Here is a 17,931-nt window from a genome sequence, read left to right on the forward strand (position 1 = left end):
CGGCGCGCCGTACCCCTTGACCTGGAGTGCGCTCCAAGGCACAGACTGGCCCGGTGACCGGACTGACCATCGCCGAGGCGGCCGTCGAGGTCGGCCTCACCGCCGACACCCTGCGCTACTACGAGCGCGACGACCTGCTGTTGCGCCCGGTGCCGCGCGCTTCGAGCGGGCGCCGGCGCTACGAGGAGCCGGACCTCCGCTGGATCACGCTGATCACGCGGCTGCGCGCCACCGGCATGCCGATCCGCGACGTACGGCGCTACGCCGCCCTCGTCCGGGCCGGCGACGGCAACGAGCTCGACCGGCTCGAGCTGCTCCAGGCGCACCGCGAGGTGGTGCTGCAGCAGCTGGCCGAGGTGACGTCCCACCTGAGCGCGATCGACCACAAGATCGGGATCTACGAGGACCGGCTGCGGCGGACCGAGCTGTCGGCTTGAGATCACGCTGAGCAGAGGGCTTGACCTGGAGCGCGCTCCAGGGGGTTTGGTGGTGGTCATGACCACGATCTCCACGACCACGCTCGGCACCACCGCCCCGCTCACCGTCTCCGCCCTCGGCCTCGGCTGCATGGGCATGTCCGAGTTCTACGGAGCTCCCGACGAGGAGGCCGGGCTCGCGACGATCAACCGCGCCCTCGACCTCGGCGTCACGTTCCTCGACACCGCCGACATGTACGGCCCGTTCGTCAACGAGCGGCTCGTCGGCAAGGCCATCGCGGGCCGCCGCGACGAGGTGCAGCTCGCGACGAAGTTCGGCAACCAGCGGGGCGAGGGCGGCAGCTTCCTCGGCGTCAACGGCTCACCCGACTACGTGCGCTCGGCCTGCGACGCCTCGCTCCAGCGCCTCGGCGTCGACCACATCGACCTCTACTACCAGCACCGCGTCGACAAGACGGTCCCGATCGAGGAGACCGTCGGCGCGATGAAGGAGCTCGTCGACGCCGGGAAGGTCCGCTTCCTCGGCCTGTCCGAGGCGTCGGCCGCGACCATCCGGCGCGCCCACGCGGTGCACCCGATCACCGCGCTGCAGTCGGAGTACTCGCTGTTCACCCGCGACCTGGAGGACGAGATCCTCCCGACGCTGCGCGAGCTCGGCATCGGCCTGGTCCCGTACTCCCCGCTCGGCCGCGGGATGCTCACCGGCGCGATCAGCAAGGACGCCCTCGACGCGGGTGACAGCCGCGCAGCCGGTCGCTTCCCGCGGTTCGAGGGCGACAACCTCGACGCCAACCTGGCGCTCGTCGACCAGGTGCGCACGATCGCCGGCGACAAGGGCTGCACGCCCGGCCAGCTCGCGCTGGCGTGGGTGCTGGCCCAGGGCGACGCCGGACTCGGGGTCGCGCCGATCCCCGGCACCAAGCGGGTCCGCTACCTGGAGGAGAACGTCGCCGCGCTCGACGTGACCCTCTCGCAGGACGACCTCGACGCCCTGGAGAAGGCGGTGCCGCGCGGCGCCGTCGCGGGCGATCGGTACGCCGACCTGAGCACCATCGACGCCTGACCACGCGGAGGCGCGGGTCCGGCACCTGACGCGCTAGCGTGCCCGTTCATGAGCACGCCCGACGCCGACGTCCTGCTGACCCGCGCCCACTCGTGGCTCGCCGAAGACCCGGACGAGCAGACCCGCGTCGAGCTGCTCAGCCTGCTCCAGCGGGTCGAGGCCGGTGACGCCGAGGCGACCGCCGACCTCGCCGACCGGTTCCGCGGCACGCTCGAGTTCGGTACGGCGGGCCTGCGCGGTGCGCTCGGCGCCGGCCCCAACCGGATGAACCGGGTCGTCGTGATCCGCGCGGCGGCCGGCCTCGCGGCCTACCTCCAGGACACGGGAGCGGCGCCGGGGAGCCCGGTGGTCATCGGCTTCGACGCCCGCCACAACTCCGACGTGTTCGCCCGCGACACCGCCGAGGTGATGGCCGGCGCGGGGTTCGCGCCGCACCTCCTCCCCCGGCCGCTGCCGACGCCGCTGCTCGCCTACTCGATCCGCGAGCTCGGCTGCGTGGCGGGCGTGATGGTCACCGCCAGCCACAACCCGCCGCAGGACAACGGCTACAAGGTCTACCTCGGCGACGGCACCCAGATCGTGCCGCCGGCCGACACCGAGATCGCCCGGCGGATCGCCGCGGTCGGGACCCTGGCGTCGGTGCCGCGCGGCGAGGACATCAAGGTGCTCGGCGACGAGATCGTCGACCGCTACCTCGACACCGTCGCGTCGCTCGCCGGCGACGGGCCGCGCGACCTGCGCATCGTCTACACCCCGATGCACGGGGTCGGCGGCTCGTCGGTCGTGCAGGTGCTCGAGACCGCCGGCTTCCCCGCACCTCAGGTCGTGGTGCGTCAGGAGCAGCCGGACCCGGAGTTCCCGACCGTGGCGTTCCCCAACCCGGAGGAGCCCGGCGCGATGGACCTCGCGCTCGAGCTGGCCGCGGCGGCGCGGGCGGACATCGTGATCGCCAACGACCCCGACGCCGACCGGTGCGCGGCGGCCGTCCCGACGCCGCAGGGCTGGCGGATGCTGCGCGGCGACGAGGTCGGCGCCCTGCTCGCCTCGCACCTGCTCGCAGGCGGCAAGAGGGGCACCTACGCCACGTCGATCGTGTCGTCGTCGCTCCTCGGCAAGCTCGCGGCGTCGTACGACCAGCCCTACGAGGAGACGCTCACCGGCTTCAAGTGGATCGGGCGGCTGCCCGGGCTCGCGTTCGGCTACGAGGAGGCGCTCGGCTACTGCGTCGACCCGGCCAACGTCGCCGACAAGGACGGCGTCTCCGCGGCGCTGCTGCTGTGCGAGCTCGCGGCGAAGGCCAAGGCCGAGGGCCGCACGCTGCTCGACCTGCTCGACGCGATCGCCGTCGAGCACGGCCTGCACGCCACCGACCAGGTCGCCGTCCGGGTCACCGACCTCGCCGAGATCGGCGCCGCGATGGCGCGACTGCGCACGTCGCCGCCCGAGGCGCTCGGCGGGCTCCCCGTGCTCTCGGTCGACGACCTGAGCACGGGCAGCGTCGAGACCACCGGCCTGCCGCCGACCGACGGGCTCCGCTACCGGCTCGAGGGGGGCGCCCGGGTGATCGTGCGGCCGAGCGGGACCGAGCCCAAGATCAAGTGCTACCTCGAGGCCGTGGTGCCCGTCGCGGGCGGCGACGTCGCGGGCGCCCGCTCGACGGCCGCCGACTGCCTCGCGGCGCTCGGCCGCGACATCGCTGCCGCAGCAGGCATCTGAGCTGGGGTTACAGGAGGACGGTGACGGCCAGCGCGAGGGCCGTTGCCGCGAGGCCCACGACCTCCGGCCACGCCCACGCCCGCCGTACGGCGCCCGCGTGCCCGTCGTTGACCCGAGCGCTGGACGCGAGCGCCTCGATGCGCGCCTCCACGTGCGAGCCGTGCGACTGCGCGACGAGGTCCGCGCCCGCGTCGCGGCGGGACTGCCGGAACGAGCGGCCGACGCTGGCGTTCGTGTAGCGGCGCGCCTCCGCGGTCACGGTCAGCATCGCGCCGACCGCCACGTCCTCGACGAGCGCCAGCGGCACCCATCGGGTGTCGACCGGGCCGCGCAGTACCAGCTCGCCGCCCTCCGCCCGCACGTCGGGCCGGATCTGGAACGCCCAGATCAGGACGCCGATGAACGCGCAGCCGGCGAGCAGCCAGGGCGGCACGTCGCGCCCCGCGTCGACGAGGGAGACCACCACGACCGCGACCACCAGGAGCAGCCCGAGGACGCCGCCGATCCGGGACGTCGCCGGCGTGAACTTCTCCGTCGCCGGTCGGTCGCCGTCGTCTTCGTGCGTCACGCCTCCCAACCCTATGCTGGGGTAATGACTGCCACCGACCCGGGAATCGCCGAGGTCACCTCCAGCGAGTCCTCCCTGAGGCGGTTCCTCCACGGTCTTCCGGGCGTCGACCAGGTCGGAGCCGAGGCGCGCGCCGCCGGGCTCGGCACCCGGTCGATCAAGACCACCGCGAAGGCCCACGCGCTCGACCTTGCGATCTCCATGGTCGACCTGACCACGCTCGAGGGCCAGGACACCCCGGGCAAGGTGAAGGCGCTCTCCAGCAAGGCGCTGCGGCCCGACCCGGCCGACCCGACCTGCCCGCGCGCGGCGGCCGTCTGCGTCTACGGCGACCTGGTCGCGACCGCCAAGGAGGTCGTCGGCGACCTGGTCAACGTCGCCGCCGTCGCGACGGCGTTCCCCAGCGGCCGGGCGTCGCTGGAGGTCAAGCTCGCCGACACGCGCGACGCGGTCGCCGCCGGCGCCGACGAGATCGACATGGTGATCGACCGCGGCGCGTTCCTGGCGGGCCGATACCTGCACGTCTACGACGAGATCGTCGCCACCCGCGAGGCGTGCGTGCGTCCCGACGGGAGCCACGCGCACCTCAAGGTGATCTTCGAGACCGGTGAGCTCCAGACGCTCGACAACGTGCGCCGCGCGTCCTGGCTGGCGATGCTCGCCGGCGCCGACTTCATCAAGACCTCGACCGGCAAGACCCAGCCCGCGGCCACCCTGCCGGTCACCCTGGTCATGCTCGAGGCGGTGCGCGACTACCGCGAGACCACCGGCGTGCAGATCGGCGTCAAGCCGGCCGGCGGCATCCGCACCGCGAAGGACGCGATCAAGTACCTCGTCATGGTCAACGAGGTCGCTGGGCCCGACTGGCTGACCCCGGAGTGGTTCCGCTTCGGCGCCTCGACGCTGCTCAACGACCTGCTCATGCAGCGCACCAAGCTCGCCACCGGCCGCTACAGCGGTCCCGACTACTTCACCCTCGACTAAGGGGCTGAGCGATGAGCCAGAACATCTTCGAGTACGCACCGGCTCCCGAGTCGCGGGCCGTCGTCGACATCAAGCCGTCCTACGGCCTCTTCATCGACGGCGAGTTCGTCGACGGACGCGGGGCGTCGTTCAAGACGGTCAACCCGGCGACCGAGGAGACCCTCGCCGAGGTCGCCGAGGCCAACGAGGCCGACGTCGACCTGGCCGTGAAGGCCGCCCGGAAGGCATTCCGCGGCTGGTCGCGGATGCCCGGCGCCGAGCGCGCGAAGTACCTCTACCGGATCGCGCGGATCATCCAGGAGCGCGCCCGCGAGCTCGCGGTGCTCGAGTCGATCGACAACGGCAAGCCGATCAAGGAGAGCCGCGACGTCGACGTACCCCTCGTCGCTGCGCACTTCTTCTACTACGCCGGCTGGGCCGACAAGCTCGACTACGCCGGCCTCGGGCCCAACCCGCAGCCGTACGGCGTCGCCGGCCAGGTCATCCCGTGGAACTTCCCGCTGCTCATGCTGTCGTGGAAGATCGCGCCCGCCCTCGCGGCCGGCAACACGGTGGTGCTCAAGCCCGCCGAGACCACGCCGCTGACCGCGCTGCTGTTCGCCGAGATCTGCCAGCAGGCCGACCTGCCCGCCGGCGTCGTCAACATCGTCACCGGCGCCGGCCTCACCGGCCAGGCGCTCGTCGCCCACGACGACGTCGACAAGGTCGCGTTCACCGGCTCCACCGAGGTCGGCAAGGCGATCGCCCGGGCCATCGCCGGCACCCGCAAGAAGGCCACGCTCGAGCTCGGCGGCAAGGCAGCCAACATCGTCTTCGACGACGCGCCCATCGACCAGGCGGTCGAGGGCATCGTCGGCGGCATCTTCTTCAACCAGGGCCACGTCTGCTGCGCGGGCTCGCGGCTGCTGATCCAGGAGTCGGTCGCCGAGGAGGTGCTCGGCAAGCTCAAGCGGCGGATGTCGACCCTGCGCGTCGGCGACCCGCTCGACAAGAACACCGACATCGGCGCCATCAACTCCTCCGAGCAGCTCGCCAAGATCCGCGAGCTGTCCGAGGTCGGCGCGACGGAAGGCGCCGAGCGCTGGTCGCCCGAGTGCGAGCTGCCGAGCTCGGGCTACTGGTTCCCGCCGACCGTCTTCACCGGCGTCACCCAGGCCCACCGCATCGCGCGCGAGGAGATCTTCGGCCCGGTGCTCTCGGTGCTGACGTTCCGCACGCCCAGCGAGGCGGTCGAGAAGGCCAACAACACCCCGTTCGGCCTGTCCGCCGGCGTCTGGACCGAGAAGGGCTCGCGGATCCTGCACATGGCCGACCAGCTCAAGGCCGGCGTCGTGTGGGCCAACACGTTCAACAAGTTCGACCCGACGAGCCCGTTCGGCGGCTACAAGGAGTCCGGCTACGGCCGCGAGGGCGGCCGGCAGGGGCTCACCGCCTACCTCCGTGGAAGTGAGGCGTGATGGCGCGCGTCGACGTACGCAAGACCTACAAGCTCTACATCGGCGGGGCGTTCCCGCGGTCGGAGTCCGGCTACTCCTACGAGGTGCTCGACAGCAAGGGGAAGTTCGTGGCCAACGCCGCCCTCGCCTCCCGCAAGGACGCGCGCGACGCCGTCGCCGCCGCCCGCAAGGCGTTCCCCGGCTGGGCCGGTCGCACGGCCTACAACCGCGCACAGATCGTCTACCGGATCGCCGAGGTGATGGAGGACCGGAAGCCGCAGTTCGTCGCCGCGGTCCAGCAGTCGGAGGGCGGTACCGCGCGCGCCGCCACCGCACAGGTCGACGCCGCGATCGACCGGCTCGTCTGGTACGCCGGCTGGGCCGACAAGTTGATGCAGGTCATCGGCAACCAGAACCCGGTCGCCGGCCCCTACTTCAACCTCACCTCGCCCGAGCCGACCGGCGTCGTCGCCGTGCTCGCGCCGCAATCGTCGTCCCTGCTCGGACTGGTCTCGGTGGTCGCCCCGGCGATCGTCACCGGCAACACGACGGTCGTGGTGTCGTCGTACCCCCGCCCGCTGGCGGCGGTCACCTTCGCCGAGGTCCTCGCGACCTCCGACGTGCCGGGCGGCGTGGTCAACCTGCTGACCGGCGACCCCGTCGCCCTCGGTCCGTGGCTGGCCTCGCACATGGACGTCAACGCGATCAACCTCGTCGGCATCGCCGGTGACCAGGAGACCGCGACCGCCCTCGAGGTGGCCGCGGCCGACAACCTCAAGCGCGTGCTGCGCGCTCCGGCAGCGGAGCCGGACTGGGCCGCGGAGCCGCCGCTGTCGGCGATGACGGACCTGGTCGAGTTCAAGACGGTCTGGCATCCGCTGGGGGTGTGAGGGCGGCGTCATTGGCGGCGGAATGGGCTACGGCGGCCGTGTGTCTGCGTCGTAGATCTCGCCCACGATCGATCCGCTGGCGGTTCGGATGGGTTGGAATCGTCGGGTGCCGGTGGTGGTGACCAGTCGGCCGAGGCCGTGGGGGGTGACCCACCGGTAGGTGCCGAGGCCGAGCTGGCGCAGGTCATAGCCGCGGCCGTCGCCGGCGTGGGTCTTGATCCGGTGGTGCTGGCGGGTCAGGGGTGCGTCGTTGTGGTCGCCGGTCTGCCCGGCTGGCCCGCTCTTGTCGAGGGGCACATACGGGGTGGCGTGGTCGTGGTCCAGGCGCCGGTAGGCGGCGTTGGTGGAGTGGGGGAACACGTCGCCGAGCATCCGCAGCAGGGTGCGGTGTTTGACCAGGGTGGGGTGCTCGTAGCCGTTGACGGAGTGGGCGTGGTTGAGGTCGATGACCGGCTGCATCGTGACCTCGCGGTTGCCCAGGAGGTCGCCGAGCTGTTCCAGGAGCATCGGGCCGATGCCCTCCACCCGCGCGACCCCGTTGGCGAGGCCGAGGAGGACGAGGTCGGAGAGGTGGACGTAGATCGTGGCGGGGCGCTTCTTCTTCGGCGCCGGCAACGGACCCGGCTCCGGCTCCGGCCCCGGATCAGGCTCAGGGTAGGGCTCGGCCGGCGGCGGCTCCGGTGGCGGCACCGGCTCGGGGACCGGCTCAGTGGGCGGCTCCGGTTCGGCTGTCGGCTCCTCGCTGGTCGTTCCCTCGGTGCTGTGATCGGTGGGTGTGTCGGTGACCGGTGGGGGTCGGTCGCAGTCGGTGAGGAACGCTGAGGCGCGGTGGGGGTCGGTGAGGAGCTCCAGGGCCATGACCTGCAGCTCGCCGCGGGTGATGGTCTCGGCGACCTCGGCCGGCAGGTGGTCGAGGATGAGGTCGGCGAGCTCCTCGATGGAGTCGCAGGCGTCGATCGCGACCCCGGGCGGCAGCTTCCACGTCACCCGGGTACTGCCCGGTTCACCTTCGACCTCGTCCACGCTCGATCCGGGTCGGGGTTGGGAGACGCGGACGCCGACCTCGGCGGCGTCCTTGGCGACCTTGGCGCGGTGGGCTTCGGGGTCGGCCTCGATCACCTTCGCCTCCGCGATCGCCAGGACCCGCCCCGGGGACTGCCCGGCCGCGGCGGCGACGGCGATGTCGACGATCTCCACCGCGTCCTTGGAGAGTCTGCGTGACATGGAGGCGACCTTGCGGGCCACCCACACCGGAAGTATCAGCGCTTGGACCGCCTCCCACACCAGCGGCAGCCGGTGCCGCAGGTCCAGGGCGTCGGCGGCCAGGTGCTTGGTGGCGATCACGCCCATCTGCTGGGAGATCGCGAACTCACCCCAGCACAGCTCCCGGGTCTTCGGTGTGCCCTCGCCGCCGAAGTCGAGCAGCTGATCGGCACCCATGACCCGGCCTTCGCCGGGGTCGGTGGAGTGGATGTCGGCCCACTGCAACGCCAGCCGGAGCAGGTCGACCTCACACTCCCGCGACCTCGACAACAGCGCCTCGGACGCGGCCAACACCGCTGCCGCGTCGAGGTCCTGCACGCCCGAGATCATGGGCCTATTCAAGACAGGGGGTCCGACACAAACCCCGCGAGAATCCCCGGCCTCAGTCGTTCTCCACCACCGGCTGATCGAGCCAGACGACCGAAGCCTCCACTCCCGGATGCGCGTGCGGCCGCCGCACCTCGCGGACACCGCGCCAGCCCCAGTACCTGACCGTATCGGCGATCCCCGGCTCGTCACGGTCCTCGTTGTTCTTGCCGATGATCAGCCGTCCACCCGGAGCGACCACACGGTCGACCAGGTGGCGCACGAAGGCCTCGCGGTCCGGGCGGGGCACGTAGTCCAGTCCGGTGCGCACCATGTCGAACCGCATCGGCGGCTCCCACCCGTCCGCGTTCGCGGTCCAGATTCGGTCGCGCCAGTGCGGATACCGCGTCCGGGCGACCTCGGCGAAGTGGGACGAGATCTCCACTCCGTGCGGCTCGACCGCGAGCCCTCGGTCGGCCGACCACTGCTCGACCGACGACATCAGCAGCCCGTTGGCGCACCCGACATCGAGGAAGGTCCCGGATCGGTCGATCGCGACCACGATGATGCCGCGCGAAGCGTCCCACTCGGCCGCTGAGCCGGAGTGTCCCGAGCCCGCCTGCGCCGTCGTCCCGGCAAGGTACGCCGGCTCGATGATCGCTCGGACCCGGTCGTGCCACTGAGCCTTCGTGATCTCGCCGCGCTCGTAGGCGGCGTCGATCGGCGCGAGCACGGCGTACCCACGCTCTTTCGCCAGCTCACGCGCACGATCGACCACGCGGCCAACCTACGGCGCGGCCACCGATGCGCCGGCCAGTTCGGCTGACCTCGCCCCCCGCGGGTACCGCTTCAGCATGAAGATCCTGAGAACCATCGCCGCGGCCGGCGTGACGAAGAAACTGATCGACGAGGCACGCAAGCCTGAGAACCAGGCCAAGATCAAGTCCGGCGTCGAGGCGCTGCGCAGTCGCACCCGGGGCCGCCGCCGCTGAGCCGGCGCCGGCGGACACTGCACCCATGGGCGACCGACCCGAGCTGACGCCGGACGGCCGTCACGTGGTGATCGACGGCCGGCGCTGGCGGGCCACGGACCCCGCGATCCCGGAGGATCGGCGCGCCGAGCTGACGCGCGCCCTGATGGCGTGGCGGCGGGAGGTGCGCCGTACCCGCGGCACCGACGACGAGCGCGCCGCACGGGTCGGCGTGCAAGCGGCGAAGGTCGCGCTCGGCGAGCGCGGCACGCCGTGGTGGGAGCAGACCGAGGAGGAGCGCCGCGCGCGGTGGAGCGCCCCGGTGCCGCTGCCGCCGGGATGATCCGGTTACCCCCGCCCGGGACGTCCGATCCCGGACCTAGGCGAGCTCGGCGCGGTAGTGCGCTGCGAACTTCGGGTAGTAGTCGTCGAAGTCGATCGTCGACGGATCGCCGCCTGCTTCGGCCGCGACCATCCGGTCGAGGTAGTAGTCCCAGCCCGGTCCGACACCCTCGGCCAGCTCAACGTTCACGACCTCCTGGGCGAACGTGAGCGTGGTGACGCCGTCGGCCTCGGACAGGTCGAGCTGCCAGGCCCAGACCTCGCTCTCGTCGTCGGGCCGGGCGGTCCGCATGACGAGGCGCGTCGGCTCGTGGCACTCGTCGATCAGGATCCTCTCCTCGGGCACGTCGTCCCCCTCGGCGGTCATTCGGAACGCGACCTCGCCGCTCGCCGGGTCACCCGTCCAGGTGCCGATCCAGCGCACCAGCCGCTCCGGCTCGGTGACCGCGGCCCAGACATCGGCGATCGGCGCGACGAAGGTGCGCTCGAAGACGACGTACGTCGTGCCGTCGCGCTCCTCGCGGCGGCCGGTGGGCCTCGGGGTGGTGTCGGTGGTGGTCATGCCGTCTCCTCGGTCGTGGTGGGCTGTGCGATCTCTGCGGTGGAGCGTTCGCGCACGGTCCGGCGCACCTCGAGGTCGAGGCCGTCGAGCGCCGACTCACTGATCAGCGGAGAGGGAGCGAGCCCGGCCAGCCACTCCGACACCGGCGCGAGGCCCGACCTCTCCAGGCGGTAGTGCCGCTCGCGCCCCCGCTCGTCGGCGCTCACCAGCCCGGCCTCTCCAAGCACCTTCAAGTGCCGGCTGATCGCGGGGCGGCTGATCGCGTGGTCGGCCGCCAGGTCGACCACCCGCTGAGGTCCGCGGGCCAGCCGGTCCAACAGGCTGCGCCGGACCGGGTCGCCGAGCGCCATGAACACATCCACGAACTATTGGTAACGCATCTGTTACCAATAGGCAAGGCGCAAGGGCCCGCTCAGTCGTACGACGGCTCGCGGCACCGGATCCTCGCAAAGCCTTCTCCGTTCTTCGGCATGAGGAACGTCGGCGACTCACAACCCTCGGGTGGCGTCGGCGTCTCGTAGACCAGCCGGGGTGAGGTCGCGACAGCGCTCAGCTGCTCGGGAGCGATCGACCACATCTCGTCCGCCTCGTCGAGCGTCGGAGCCTTGACCCGCTCACGGGCGATGACTCCGAATCCGTAGTCACGGCGGTGCACGACCTGGCGGGTGTACCACCACAGGCCGGGGTCGTCGTTCGCGCGCGGAACTGTGAAGCCGCGCCGGCTCTCCCGCATCTTGAACACGGACGTGATCGCGACACTCCCGTCGCCGAGCACCTCGACCGTGCAGCGCTCCATGTCGCCCGCGTCCAGGTTGTCCCGGCAGTGGCGGCGCGCCGAGCCTTCGTTGGTGGACTGGTCGTGGCGCAGGAAGACGAACAGCTGGTCGGAGGGTGAGAGGGCGTACTCGGCGGCCCACGAGTCGGTGTGCGCGTAGTGCTCGGGTCGCAGCCGCGTCCAGCTGTCCAGCCGGGGCTCGACCCGGCCCTCGACGTCCGGCGGGATGGCGTCGCCGACGACGCCGCGGATCTCGCCGTCGACGAGGTCGGGGAAGGTCGCGCGGTCGAACTCGTCGAGCACCTCCTGGGCGGCAGGCGGGATGTCCGACGTCCTGGTGCCCGCACGCTCCGAGGGCCACAACGTCACCGCGCCGATGCCGATCGCCAGGACCGCCGCGGCGCTGCCGGCACCGACGATCACGCGGCGGCGCCGTACCTTCCGCTGCCCGGCGCGGACGGCGGTTGCGCTCGTCATGCCGAACGGCGGCTCGTCGGCCAGCACCTCCGTGCGCAGCAGGGTGCGCAGGTCTTCGTCGCTCATCGTGCCTCCTCGTGGATCTCGAGCTGCGGCAGCAGGGCGCGCAGGCTGTCGAGGGCGCGGGAAGTCTGGCTCTTGACCGTGCCCGTCGCGATCCCGAGCGCGTCGGCTGTCTCGGCGACGGACAAGTCGTCGAGGTAGCGCAGGGCCACCACCGCCCGCTGCTGTGGCGGCAGCAAGGAGAGCGCGCGGCTCAGGTCCATGTCCGACGCCGCGAGCTCGACGCTCCTGTCGGGAAGCAACTCGCTGACGGCCTCGCGGCGGTTCTTGCGCAGGTGGGACAGGCAGGCGTTCATCAACGTACGGCGCGCGTAGGCAGCCAGACCGTCGGGCCTGATGCGCGGCCACGCGACGTACAGCTTCACGAAGGTCGTCTGCACCATGTCCTCCGCCCTGTGCCAGTCGCGGACGACCAAGTACGCCGTGCGCCGCATCGCGGGCGCGACGGCGCCGAAGTAGTCGTCGAGCTGCCGTGCTCGCGCCTCGGTGTCCACTGCACCTCCCCTCGTTGCCTGATGGTTCTACTCCGCCGAGGGGCGGAAAGGTTCAGGCCGGGGCACCACGGCTTCCGGGCCGGCCGGAAAAAACTTCTGAGAATTTCTTGGCCGATGGTGTCGAATCTGGCTGACGGCCGCGACGACAGGGTGAAGGACAAGCTCCACACCAACCAGATGCCGAGGAGGCTTCCCATGAAGTACATGCTGCTGCTCCGTTTCGAGAACAACACCGGCCCCGCCGAGGGCACCCCCGAGTTCGACGCCGAGATGGCGCAGTGGGGCGAGGTGATGGGCGAGCTCGGCAAGTCCGGCGCGATGATCGCCGCCCACGGTCTCGACACCGAGGCGACGGCCACGACCCTGCGCGTCCGCAACGACGAGGCGCTCGTCTCCGACGGCCCGTTCGCGGAGACCAAGGAGTCCTTCTTCAGCTACATCATCATCGACGTCCCGGACCTCGACACCGCGCTGGAGTGGGCCAAGAAGATGCCCAACGTGACCTACGGCTCGGTCGAGATCCGGCCGCTCTCGGCGCACGAGCAGGACGCGTGACCGAGGCCGACGAGGCCATCGAGCGGGCGTATCGCGAGGAGTGGACCGCGCTCCTCGCGACGCTCGCCGGCCAGCTCGGCGGCGACGTCGGGCTGGCCGAGGAGGCGGCGGCGGACGCGTTCGCCGCCGCCGTGGCCGAGTGGCCCACCCGGGGAGTCCCGTCCCGACCAGGGGCGTGGCTCACCACCGTCGCCCGCCGACGGGCGATCGACCGGCTGCGCCGGGAGGCGACCCGGTCGGCGGCGCTCGACCGTCTGGAGACGCTGATGAGGGACGACGACACGACCGAGCCCGAGCCGCTCGACCGCAGCGGGGTGCACGACGACCGCCTGCGGCTGCTGTTCACATGCTGCCACCCGGCCCTGGCCCTCGAGGCACGGGTCGCGCTGACCCTCCGGGTCGTGGGCGGCCTGGAGGTGGCCGAGGTCTCCCGCGCGCTGCTGACCACCGAGACCACGATGTACCAGCGGCTGGTCCGGGCGAAGAAGAAGATCAAGACCGCCAAGATCCCCTACCGCGTGCCGGACGCCGACGAGCTCCCCGCCCGCCTGCACGGCGTCCTGCACGTGATCCATCTCGTCTACACCGAGGGCCACGTGGCGAGCTCGGGCGACGACCTCGTCCGGGTGGACCTCTGCCGGGAGGCGATCCGGCTCTGCCGGCTGGTGGTCGAGCTGATGCCCGACGACGCCGAGGCGCTCGGGTTGCTCGCCCTGCTCCTGCTGACCGACGCCCGCCGCCCGGCCCGGACCGACGCGAACGGACTGCCCGTGTCCCTCGAGGACCAGGACCGCGGCCGCTGGGACCAGGCGCTCATCGCCGAGGGCACCAAGGTCGTCGAGCGAGCGCTCGGGTCCCGGTCGCCGGGACCCTTCCAGGTGCAGGCCGCCGTTGCCGCGCTGCACGCCGAGGCACCCCACTGGGACGCCACCGACTGGCCGCAGATCGCCGCCCTGTACGGCGAGCTGTCGCGGATGGCACCCTCGCCCGTCGTCACCATCAACCACGCTGCCGCGCTGGCGATGGCGGACGGGCCGCAGGTCGGCCTCGCCGTGCTGCACACGATCGACGTCGACGACCGCCTCGACCGCTACCAGCCGTTCCACGCGACCCGGGCCGAGCTGCTGGCTCGTGCCGGCGACACCGAGGGCGCTGCCGCGGCGTACGACCGCGCGATCGAGCTCACCGACAACGCCGCCGAGCGCGCCGCGCTCGAGGCCCGGAGCCGGCGGGCGCTCCGCTCCTGAGGTCAGGCGGCGTCGGCCGACTCCCGCCGCCAGAGGTACGGCGTGGTCGTGGAGACCTTGAGGAGGCCGTAGCGCTCCAGGATCGGCCGGGAGTACTCGGTCGAGTCGCTGTGGATGAGCGTCTTGCCCCGGCGCAGGGCGGATCGAGCACGGGCCGCGGTCAGCGCGCGATAGATCCCGCGGCCCCGCCACTCCGCCAGCGTCGAGCCGCCCCAGATCCCGGCGAAGTCGGTGCCGGGCACCGGCTCCAGCCGGCCGGCGGAGACGACCTTCCCGTCGGCCTCGGCGACCCAGAGCTCCAGGTCGTCGCCGGTCGACAGCCGCTCCAGCAGCTCGCCGGCGATCTCCCGCCCCTCCGCGGCCGAGTCGCCGAACACCCGGGCACTCATCGCGACCATGGCGCGGACGTCGGCCTCCGCCTCGACCTGCCGCAGCGCCACCCCTTCCGGCAGGGGTACGTCGACCGCGAGCAGGTCCGCCGCGCCGATCATGATCGACTCCGGCTCCTCGGCGACGAACCCGTGCGCGAGCAGGCTCTCGTGGAGGCCGGGCGCCCGGTCGTGGCCGCGGGTCTTCCACTCGGCGCGGCTGACCTCCGGGTCGGCCTGGAAGTGCGCGACGGCGTGGCCGACGAGCGCGTCGATCGCAGCGGCGTCCGCGCCGCCCAGGTCCCGATAGGTGACGAAACCGCGCCCGCCCGCGAACGTCGCCAGGCGCAGCGGTCCGTGGACGGTCACGTCCATCGCGTTCGGCGTTTCCGCCTCGGTGCGGAGCTGCTCGTCGTAGGCCTCGAGGAACCGGCGGGCGTCATCCACGCCGGCCATCCTGGTGGAGCCGCGACTGGGTCGCCAGCGGATTACGACGGCTCGGCGGCGAGGGCGGCGGCTCGCGCGAACACGCCGTCGAGCATCGGCTCGGTGAGCCGGCCGGTGAAGGTGTTCTGCTGGCTCGGGTGGTAGCAGCCGAGCAGCGTCACCGAGCGGCCCTCGCCGACCAGCGTCGCCTCGACACCGTGGCCGAAGCGCGGCTTGGGGCGGGCGACCTGCCAGCCGAGGGCGGCGTACGACCGCAACGTCGCGTCCCAGCCGTAGCCGCCGAGCGCCACCGCCACCCGGACGTGCTCCGCGAGCAGCCGGAGCTCGGCCTCGACCCACGGCGCGCAGGTGTCGCGCTCGACGGTCGTCGGCCTGTTCTGGGGTGGGGCGCAGCGCACGGTCGCGACCATGCGGGTGTCGACCAGCGTCAGGCCGTCGGCGGCGTGCACGCTGGTGCCCTGCGTCGCCAGGCCGACCCGGTGGAGCGAGGCGAACAACCAGTCGCCGCTGCGGTCGCCCGTGAAGAGCCGTCCGGTCCGGTTGGCACCGTTCGCGGCCGGCGCGAGGCCCACCACGAGGATCCGCGCGTCAGGTGGTCCGAGGCCGGGGACGGGCCGGCCCCAGTAGGGCTCGTCCGCGTAGGACGCGCGCTTGGCGAGCGCGACGTCCTCCCGCCAGCGGACCAGCCGCGGGCACGCCCGGCAGACGCTGACCCGGGCGTCGAGCTCGTCCAAGCCGACCGAGCCGGCCGAGTCCGCGAGGCGGCGTACCTGCGCCGCCGTCCGCGCCACCGGCGTCTCCGGCCCGGCCGGGTCGCCGGGCCAGCCGGTGCCCGGCGGCACGGGTGAGGGGAACGGCTCGCCCGTCGCCGGGTGCGGCAGGAGGTTGTCGCTCACGCCGTCCATCCTTCATGGTCGGTGGTGGCAGCTTCGTGTGCTCGAGACCAGGAGGTTCGGCATGGCCCGGTACGACGTGAACCCGGCCGCCGTCGAGAAGGCGAGAGCCCTCATCGCCGCGCGGCAGTACGTCCTCGACAGCGACTGGGGCGAGGTGCAGCCGAACGCCCAGGCGGGCACGGCGTACCTCGACCGCCACTCGTGGGAGGAGTACGCCGCCTGGCACCTCGGCCTCACCGTGGACGCGAACGACGAGACGAAGGCGCGCTACGCGTTCGTGTACGGCGACTTCCGCCGCCTCCACCGCACCGGCCTGATCGCCTGCGTCTACCGCGCCTCCGAGTGGCGGCACAAGCAGGTGGAGCTGGCTGCCCACGACCTGCTGCAGGAGCTGGACCGAGCGGCGGGGATCTCCTGAGCGAACTGTCGGAGCGAACCCGTAGGGTCCGTCAGGTGAAGACGCGATGAGCAAGGAAGCAGCGGTCCGGGCGATGCGGGAGGCCCGTTACAACCGGATGAAGCAGGCGCCGCCGCAGCCCGCCGCCGACGGGCTGTGCGGGCACCGTTCGATGAATGGCCGCACCTGCACCCGCGAGCAGGGCCACGCTGCCAAGACCCACCGCTACTCCTGACGCGGCCAGCGTGATCACCGTCCGCGGCCACGTCGTTCCCGACAGCGACCTCACCTGGCGCTTCTCCCGCTCCTCCGGTCCCGGCGGCCAGCACGTCAACACCACCGACACCCGGGTGCAGCTGGTCTTCGACCTCGCCGGCTCCGACGCCTTCCCCGAGCGGCTCAAGACACGGCTGCTCACCCGCCTCGGCAAGGAGGTCGTGGTCGTCGCGAGCGAGCACCGGTCCCAGCTGCGCAACCGGCAGGCGGCGGAGGAGCGCCTCGCTGCGACGCTCGAGGAGGCCATGAAGCCACCTCCCCCACCGCGGGTGCCGACCAAGCCGTCGAAGCGGTCCCAGCAGCGACGCGTCGACCAGAAGAAGAGACGCGGCGAGACCAAGCGGCTCCGCGGTCGGCCGATCGACTGACCGGTTGACCGGCGACGACTAGCGGAGATCCTGCGTGACCTGATGGGTGTCGCCGTCGACGACGACGGTGGCCAGCGCTCCGTTCACGAGTGGCAGGTGCGGCGGCACGTGCCCGATCTCCATGTCGAGCACGAGCGGGACACCGAGCCGCCCCAGCGCGTCGACGACGGCTTCCTCCTGGGTCATCCCGGGATGGTCCGGGGCTTTCGTGCGCCCGACCAGGATCGCGGTCGCGTGCTCGAACCAACCGGCCAGCCGTAGCCCGTGCAGGTTGCGGCAGATCGTGGCCGCGCCGTCCTCACACGCCTCGACGTACACGATCAGTCCGTCGGCAGCGTGCTGACGGCCGAACGCCGCGACGTCGCCGTACGGCGTCCCGGCCAGGTTGACCATCGTCTCGATGCAGCCACCGACCAGTCGGCCCGTCGCGGTGAGTGACTCCGCGCCGTGGAGCCGCCACCCACCCGGGCCGACCTCGCGCCACTCGGTGGCGCGAGGATCCTCCTCGAACCGCCACCAGTCCGCGACCAGGCCCGAGTCCCGCTGCACGTGCGGCCCGGCGCCGGACACCAGGTCGAGCCAGTGCCGGAGCCCCGCCGGTGTCCGGTAGGGCGTGTCGGCAAGGTTGTCGCCGTGCACGGTCGCCCAGCCCAGCCGGGTCGTGATCGGCAGCAGGATGGTCGACAGGTCGGAATAGCCGACCAGCCAAGTGGGCTCCGCCTCCGCGAGTGCGTCCCAGTCCAGCAGGTCGACGAGGTCGATGGCGGTCTCCCCGCCCCACGGCGGTACGACGCAGCGCACCTGCGGGTCACACAGCATGGCCGTCAGCTCGGCAGCACGCGCCTCAGCCGGCGCCGACGTGATCCCGGACCCGTCCATGCACTCGCCGACAACGACGTCGTATCCCCGGTCGCGCAGCCAGTCCACGCAGAAGGCGACTCGTTCGGCGGCGGCGCCGGATGCTCCTTGCGAGGGCGATGTCACCGCGATCCGGTCTCCCGGCTCGAGCGGTTTCGGAAACCTCATCACG

At 72.1% G+C, this 17,931-nt stretch carries 23 protein-coding genes; 13 read left to right on the top strand and 10 right to left on the bottom strand.

The window, feature by feature from the left end; all coding sequences use genetic code 11:
• Positions 1-53 precede the first annotated feature (53 nt).
• Genes HNR19_RS16170 through HNR19_RS16180 form a run of 3 tightly spaced genes read left to right on the top strand, consistent with a single transcriptional unit; the run spans position 54 to position 3,216 of the window.
• Positions 54-437, top strand: coding sequence for a MerR family transcriptional regulator (locus tag HNR19_RS16170; RefSeq protein ID WP_343047231.1), 384 nt, complete (start codon positions 54-56; stop codon positions 435-437).
• A 58-nt stretch (positions 438-495) separates the two neighbouring features.
• Entirely contained in the window at positions 496-1,500 is a 1,005-nt protein-coding gene (locus tag HNR19_RS16175) for an aldo/keto reductase (RefSeq protein ID WP_179668872.1), read from the top strand.
• A gap of 48 nt (positions 1,501-1,548) precedes the next feature.
• Positions 1,549-3,216: a phospho-sugar mutase gene (locus tag HNR19_RS16180; RefSeq protein ID WP_179668873.1), complete on the top strand. Its 1,668-nt coding sequence runs from the start codon at positions 1,549-1,551 to the stop codon at positions 3,214-3,216.
• Positions 3,217-3,223: 7 nt separating this feature from the next.
• Here HNR19_RS16180 and HNR19_RS16185 read toward each other — a convergent pair whose 3' ends face one another.
• Entirely contained in the window at positions 3,224-3,784 is a 561-nt protein-coding gene (locus tag HNR19_RS16185; protein ID WP_179668874.1) for a hypothetical protein, read from the bottom strand.
• A 24-nt stretch (positions 3,785-3,808) separates the two neighbouring features.
• Here HNR19_RS16185 and deoC point away from each other — a divergent pair, with 24 nt between their 5' ends.
• The 3 genes from deoC to HNR19_RS16200 are packed head-to-tail and all read left to right on the top strand — an operon-like array spanning position 3,809 to position 7,094.
• Entirely contained in the window at positions 3,809-4,768 is a 960-nt protein-coding gene (deoC, locus tag HNR19_RS16190; RefSeq protein WP_179668875.1) for a deoxyribose-phosphate aldolase, read from the top strand.
• Positions 4,769-4,779: 11 nt separating this feature from the next.
• Positions 4,780-6,225 carry an aldehyde dehydrogenase family protein gene (locus tag HNR19_RS16195; protein WP_218910285.1) on the top strand — a complete coding sequence of 482 codons (1,446 nt, stop codon included), beginning with the start codon at positions 4,780-4,782 and terminating at the stop codon, positions 6,223-6,225.
• The gene (locus HNR19_RS16200; RefSeq protein ID WP_179668876.1) at positions 6,225-7,094 is read left to right on the top strand and encodes an aldehyde dehydrogenase family protein; all 870 of its coding nucleotides are present in this window, start codon (positions 6,225-6,227) and stop codon (positions 7,092-7,094) included. The genes HNR19_RS16195 and HNR19_RS16200 overlap by 1 nt, the downstream gene beginning before the upstream one ends.
• 27 nt (positions 7,095-7,121) lie before the next feature.
• Here HNR19_RS16200 and HNR19_RS16205 read toward each other — a convergent pair whose 3' ends face one another.
• On the bottom strand, positions 7,122-8,687 hold the full coding sequence (locus HNR19_RS16205) for a hypothetical protein (RefSeq protein WP_179668877.1): 1,566 nt from the start codon (positions 8,685-8,687) through the stop codon (positions 7,122-7,124).
• Positions 8,688-8,739: 52 nt separating this feature from the next.
• A complete protein-coding gene (locus HNR19_RS23245) occupies positions 8,740-9,441 on the bottom strand; it encodes a methyltransferase domain-containing protein (RefSeq protein WP_179668878.1) in 702 nt (233 codons plus the stop codon).
• 76 nt (positions 9,442-9,517) lie between these two features.
• Between HNR19_RS23245 and HNR19_RS16215 the strand changes: the two genes are divergently transcribed.
• Entirely contained in the window at positions 9,518-9,655 is a 138-nt protein-coding gene (locus tag HNR19_RS16215) for a hypothetical protein (RefSeq protein ID WP_179668879.1), read from the top strand.
• Between the two features lie 25 nt (positions 9,656-9,680).
• Entirely contained in the window at positions 9,681-9,977 is a 297-nt protein-coding gene (locus HNR19_RS16220; protein ID WP_179668880.1) for a hypothetical protein, read from the top strand.
• Between the two features lie 36 nt (positions 9,978-10,013).
• Here HNR19_RS16220 and HNR19_RS16225 read toward each other — a convergent pair whose 3' ends face one another.
• Genes HNR19_RS16225 through HNR19_RS16240 form a run of 4 tightly spaced genes read right to left on the bottom strand, consistent with a single transcriptional unit; the run spans position 10,014 to position 12,347 of the window.
• Complete coding sequence (locus HNR19_RS16225; RefSeq protein WP_179668881.1) at positions 10,014-10,538, bottom strand: SRPBCC family protein; 525 nt, start codon at positions 10,536-10,538, stop codon at positions 10,014-10,016.
• Positions 10,535-10,900, bottom strand: coding sequence for a metalloregulator ArsR/SmtB family transcription factor (locus HNR19_RS16230; RefSeq protein WP_179668882.1), 366 nt, complete (start codon positions 10,898-10,900; stop codon positions 10,535-10,537). Before HNR19_RS16230 ends, HNR19_RS16225 begins: the two co-directional genes overlap by 4 nt.
• 50 nt (positions 10,901-10,950) lie before the next feature.
• Positions 10,951-11,856 (bottom strand): hypothetical protein, encoded by a 906-nt coding sequence (locus tag HNR19_RS16235; protein ID WP_179668883.1) that lies wholly within the window; start codon positions 11,854-11,856, stop codon positions 10,951-10,953.
• Positions 11,853-12,347 carry a SigE family RNA polymerase sigma factor gene (locus tag HNR19_RS16240; RefSeq protein ID WP_179668884.1) on the bottom strand — a complete coding sequence of 165 codons (495 nt, stop codon included), beginning with the start codon at positions 12,345-12,347 and terminating at the stop codon, positions 11,853-11,855. Before HNR19_RS16240 ends, HNR19_RS16235 begins: the two co-directional genes overlap by 4 nt.
• 195 nt (positions 12,348-12,542) lie before the next feature.
• Here HNR19_RS16240 and HNR19_RS16245 point away from each other — a divergent pair, with 195 nt between their 5' ends.
• Together HNR19_RS16245 and HNR19_RS16250 are read left to right on the top strand one after the other, a co-directional pair.
• Positions 12,543-12,902: a YciI family protein gene (locus tag HNR19_RS16245; RefSeq protein ID WP_179668885.1), complete on the top strand. Its 360-nt coding sequence runs from the start codon at positions 12,543-12,545 to the stop codon at positions 12,900-12,902.
• Positions 12,899-14,149 (top strand): DUF6596 domain-containing protein, encoded by a 1,251-nt coding sequence (locus tag HNR19_RS16250; RefSeq protein ID WP_179668886.1) that lies wholly within the window; start codon positions 12,899-12,901, stop codon positions 14,147-14,149. The genes HNR19_RS16245 and HNR19_RS16250 overlap by 4 nt, the downstream gene beginning before the upstream one ends.
• Positions 14,150-14,151: 2 nt before the next feature.
• Here the strand turns inward: HNR19_RS16250 and HNR19_RS16255 are convergent, their stop codons facing one another.
• Both HNR19_RS16255 and HNR19_RS16260 read right to left on the bottom strand, forming a co-directional pair.
• On the bottom strand, positions 14,152-14,964 hold the full coding sequence (locus HNR19_RS16255; protein ID WP_343047232.1) for a GNAT family N-acetyltransferase: 813 nt from the start codon (positions 14,962-14,964) through the stop codon (positions 14,152-14,154).
• 41 nt (positions 14,965-15,005) lie between these two features.
• Positions 15,006-15,860, bottom strand: coding sequence for a uracil-DNA glycosylase (locus HNR19_RS16260; RefSeq protein ID WP_343047233.1), 855 nt, complete (start codon positions 15,858-15,860; stop codon positions 15,006-15,008).
• 61 nt (positions 15,861-15,921) lie between these two features.
• Between HNR19_RS16260 and HNR19_RS16265 the strand changes: the two genes are divergently transcribed.
• Genes HNR19_RS16265 through arfB form a run of 3 tightly spaced genes read left to right on the top strand, consistent with a single transcriptional unit; the run spans position 15,922 to position 16,901 of the window.
• Positions 15,922-16,278 (top strand): hypothetical protein, encoded by a 357-nt coding sequence (locus HNR19_RS16265; protein ID WP_179668889.1) that lies wholly within the window; start codon positions 15,922-15,924, stop codon positions 16,276-16,278.
• A gap of 46 nt (positions 16,279-16,324) precedes the next feature.
• Positions 16,325-16,492 (top strand): hypothetical protein, encoded by a 168-nt coding sequence (locus HNR19_RS16270; RefSeq protein WP_179668890.1) that lies wholly within the window; start codon positions 16,325-16,327, stop codon positions 16,490-16,492.
• Positions 16,493-16,502: 10 nt separating this feature from the next.
• Positions 16,503-16,901, top strand: a complete 399-nt coding sequence (gene arfB / locus HNR19_RS16275) for an alternative ribosome rescue aminoacyl-tRNA hydrolase ArfB (RefSeq protein WP_343047234.1) — start codon at positions 16,503-16,505, stop codon at positions 16,899-16,901.
• Between the two features lie 18 nt (positions 16,902-16,919).
• Here arfB and HNR19_RS16280 read toward each other — a convergent pair whose 3' ends face one another.
• The gene (locus HNR19_RS16280) at positions 16,920-17,927 is read right to left on the bottom strand and encodes a S66 family peptidase (protein ID WP_179668892.1); all 1,008 of its coding nucleotides are present in this window, start codon (positions 17,925-17,927) and stop codon (positions 16,920-16,922) included.
• Between the last annotated feature and the right edge of the window lie 4 nt (positions 17,928-17,931).

The sequence above is a fragment of the Nocardioides thalensis genome (genome assembly GCF_013410655.1).
GTDB classification, from domain to species: Bacteria; Actinomycetota; Actinomycetes; order Propionibacteriales; family Nocardioidaceae; genus Nocardioides; species Nocardioides thalensis.

Excerpts from the sequence above, each read along its gene's own strand:
- HNR19_RS16205 (WP_179668877.1), bottom strand. The coding sequence starts at position 8,687 with ATGATCTCGGGCGTGCAGGACCTCGACGCGGCAGCGGTGTTGGCCGCG.
- deoC (WP_179668875.1), top strand. The coding sequence starts at position 3,809 with ATGACTGCCACCGACCCGGGAATCGCCGAGGTCACCTCCAGCGAGTCC.
- HNR19_RS16280 (WP_179668892.1), bottom strand. The coding sequence starts at position 17,927 with ATGAGGTTTCCGAAACCGCTCGAGCCGGGAGACCGGATCGCGGTGACA.
- HNR19_RS16220 (WP_179668880.1), top strand. The coding sequence starts at position 9,681 with ATGGGCGACCGACCCGAGCTGACGCCGGACGGCCGTCACGTGGTGATC.
- HNR19_RS16270 (WP_179668890.1), top strand. The coding sequence starts at position 16,325 with ATGAGCAAGGAAGCAGCGGTCCGGGCGATGCGGGAGGCCCGTTACAAC.
- HNR19_RS16225 (WP_179668881.1), bottom strand. The coding sequence starts at position 10,538 with ATGACCACCACCGACACCACCCCGAGGCCCACCGGCCGCCGCGAGGAG.
- HNR19_RS16265 (WP_179668889.1), top strand. The coding sequence starts at position 15,922 with ATGGCCCGGTACGACGTGAACCCGGCCGCCGTCGAGAAGGCGAGAGCC.
- HNR19_RS16175 (WP_179668872.1), top strand. The coding sequence starts at position 496 with ATGACCACGATCTCCACGACCACGCTCGGCACCACCGCCCCGCTCACC.
- HNR19_RS16235 (WP_179668883.1), bottom strand. The coding sequence starts at position 11,856 with ATGAGCGACGAAGACCTGCGCACCCTGCTGCGCACGGAGGTGCTGGCC.
- HNR19_RS16195 (WP_218910285.1), top strand. The coding sequence starts at position 4,780 with ATGAGCCAGAACATCTTCGAGTACGCACCGGCTCCCGAGTCGCGGGCC.
- HNR19_RS16200 (WP_179668876.1), top strand. The coding sequence starts at position 6,225 with ATGGCGCGCGTCGACGTACGCAAGACCTACAAGCTCTACATCGGCGGG.
- HNR19_RS16245 (WP_179668885.1), top strand. The coding sequence starts at position 12,543 with ATGAAGTACATGCTGCTGCTCCGTTTCGAGAACAACACCGGCCCCGCC.
- HNR19_RS16215 (WP_179668879.1), top strand. The coding sequence starts at position 9,518 with ATGAAGATCCTGAGAACCATCGCCGCGGCCGGCGTGACGAAGAAACTG.
- HNR19_RS16180 (WP_179668873.1), top strand. The coding sequence starts at position 1,549 with ATGAGCACGCCCGACGCCGACGTCCTGCTGACCCGCGCCCACTCGTGG.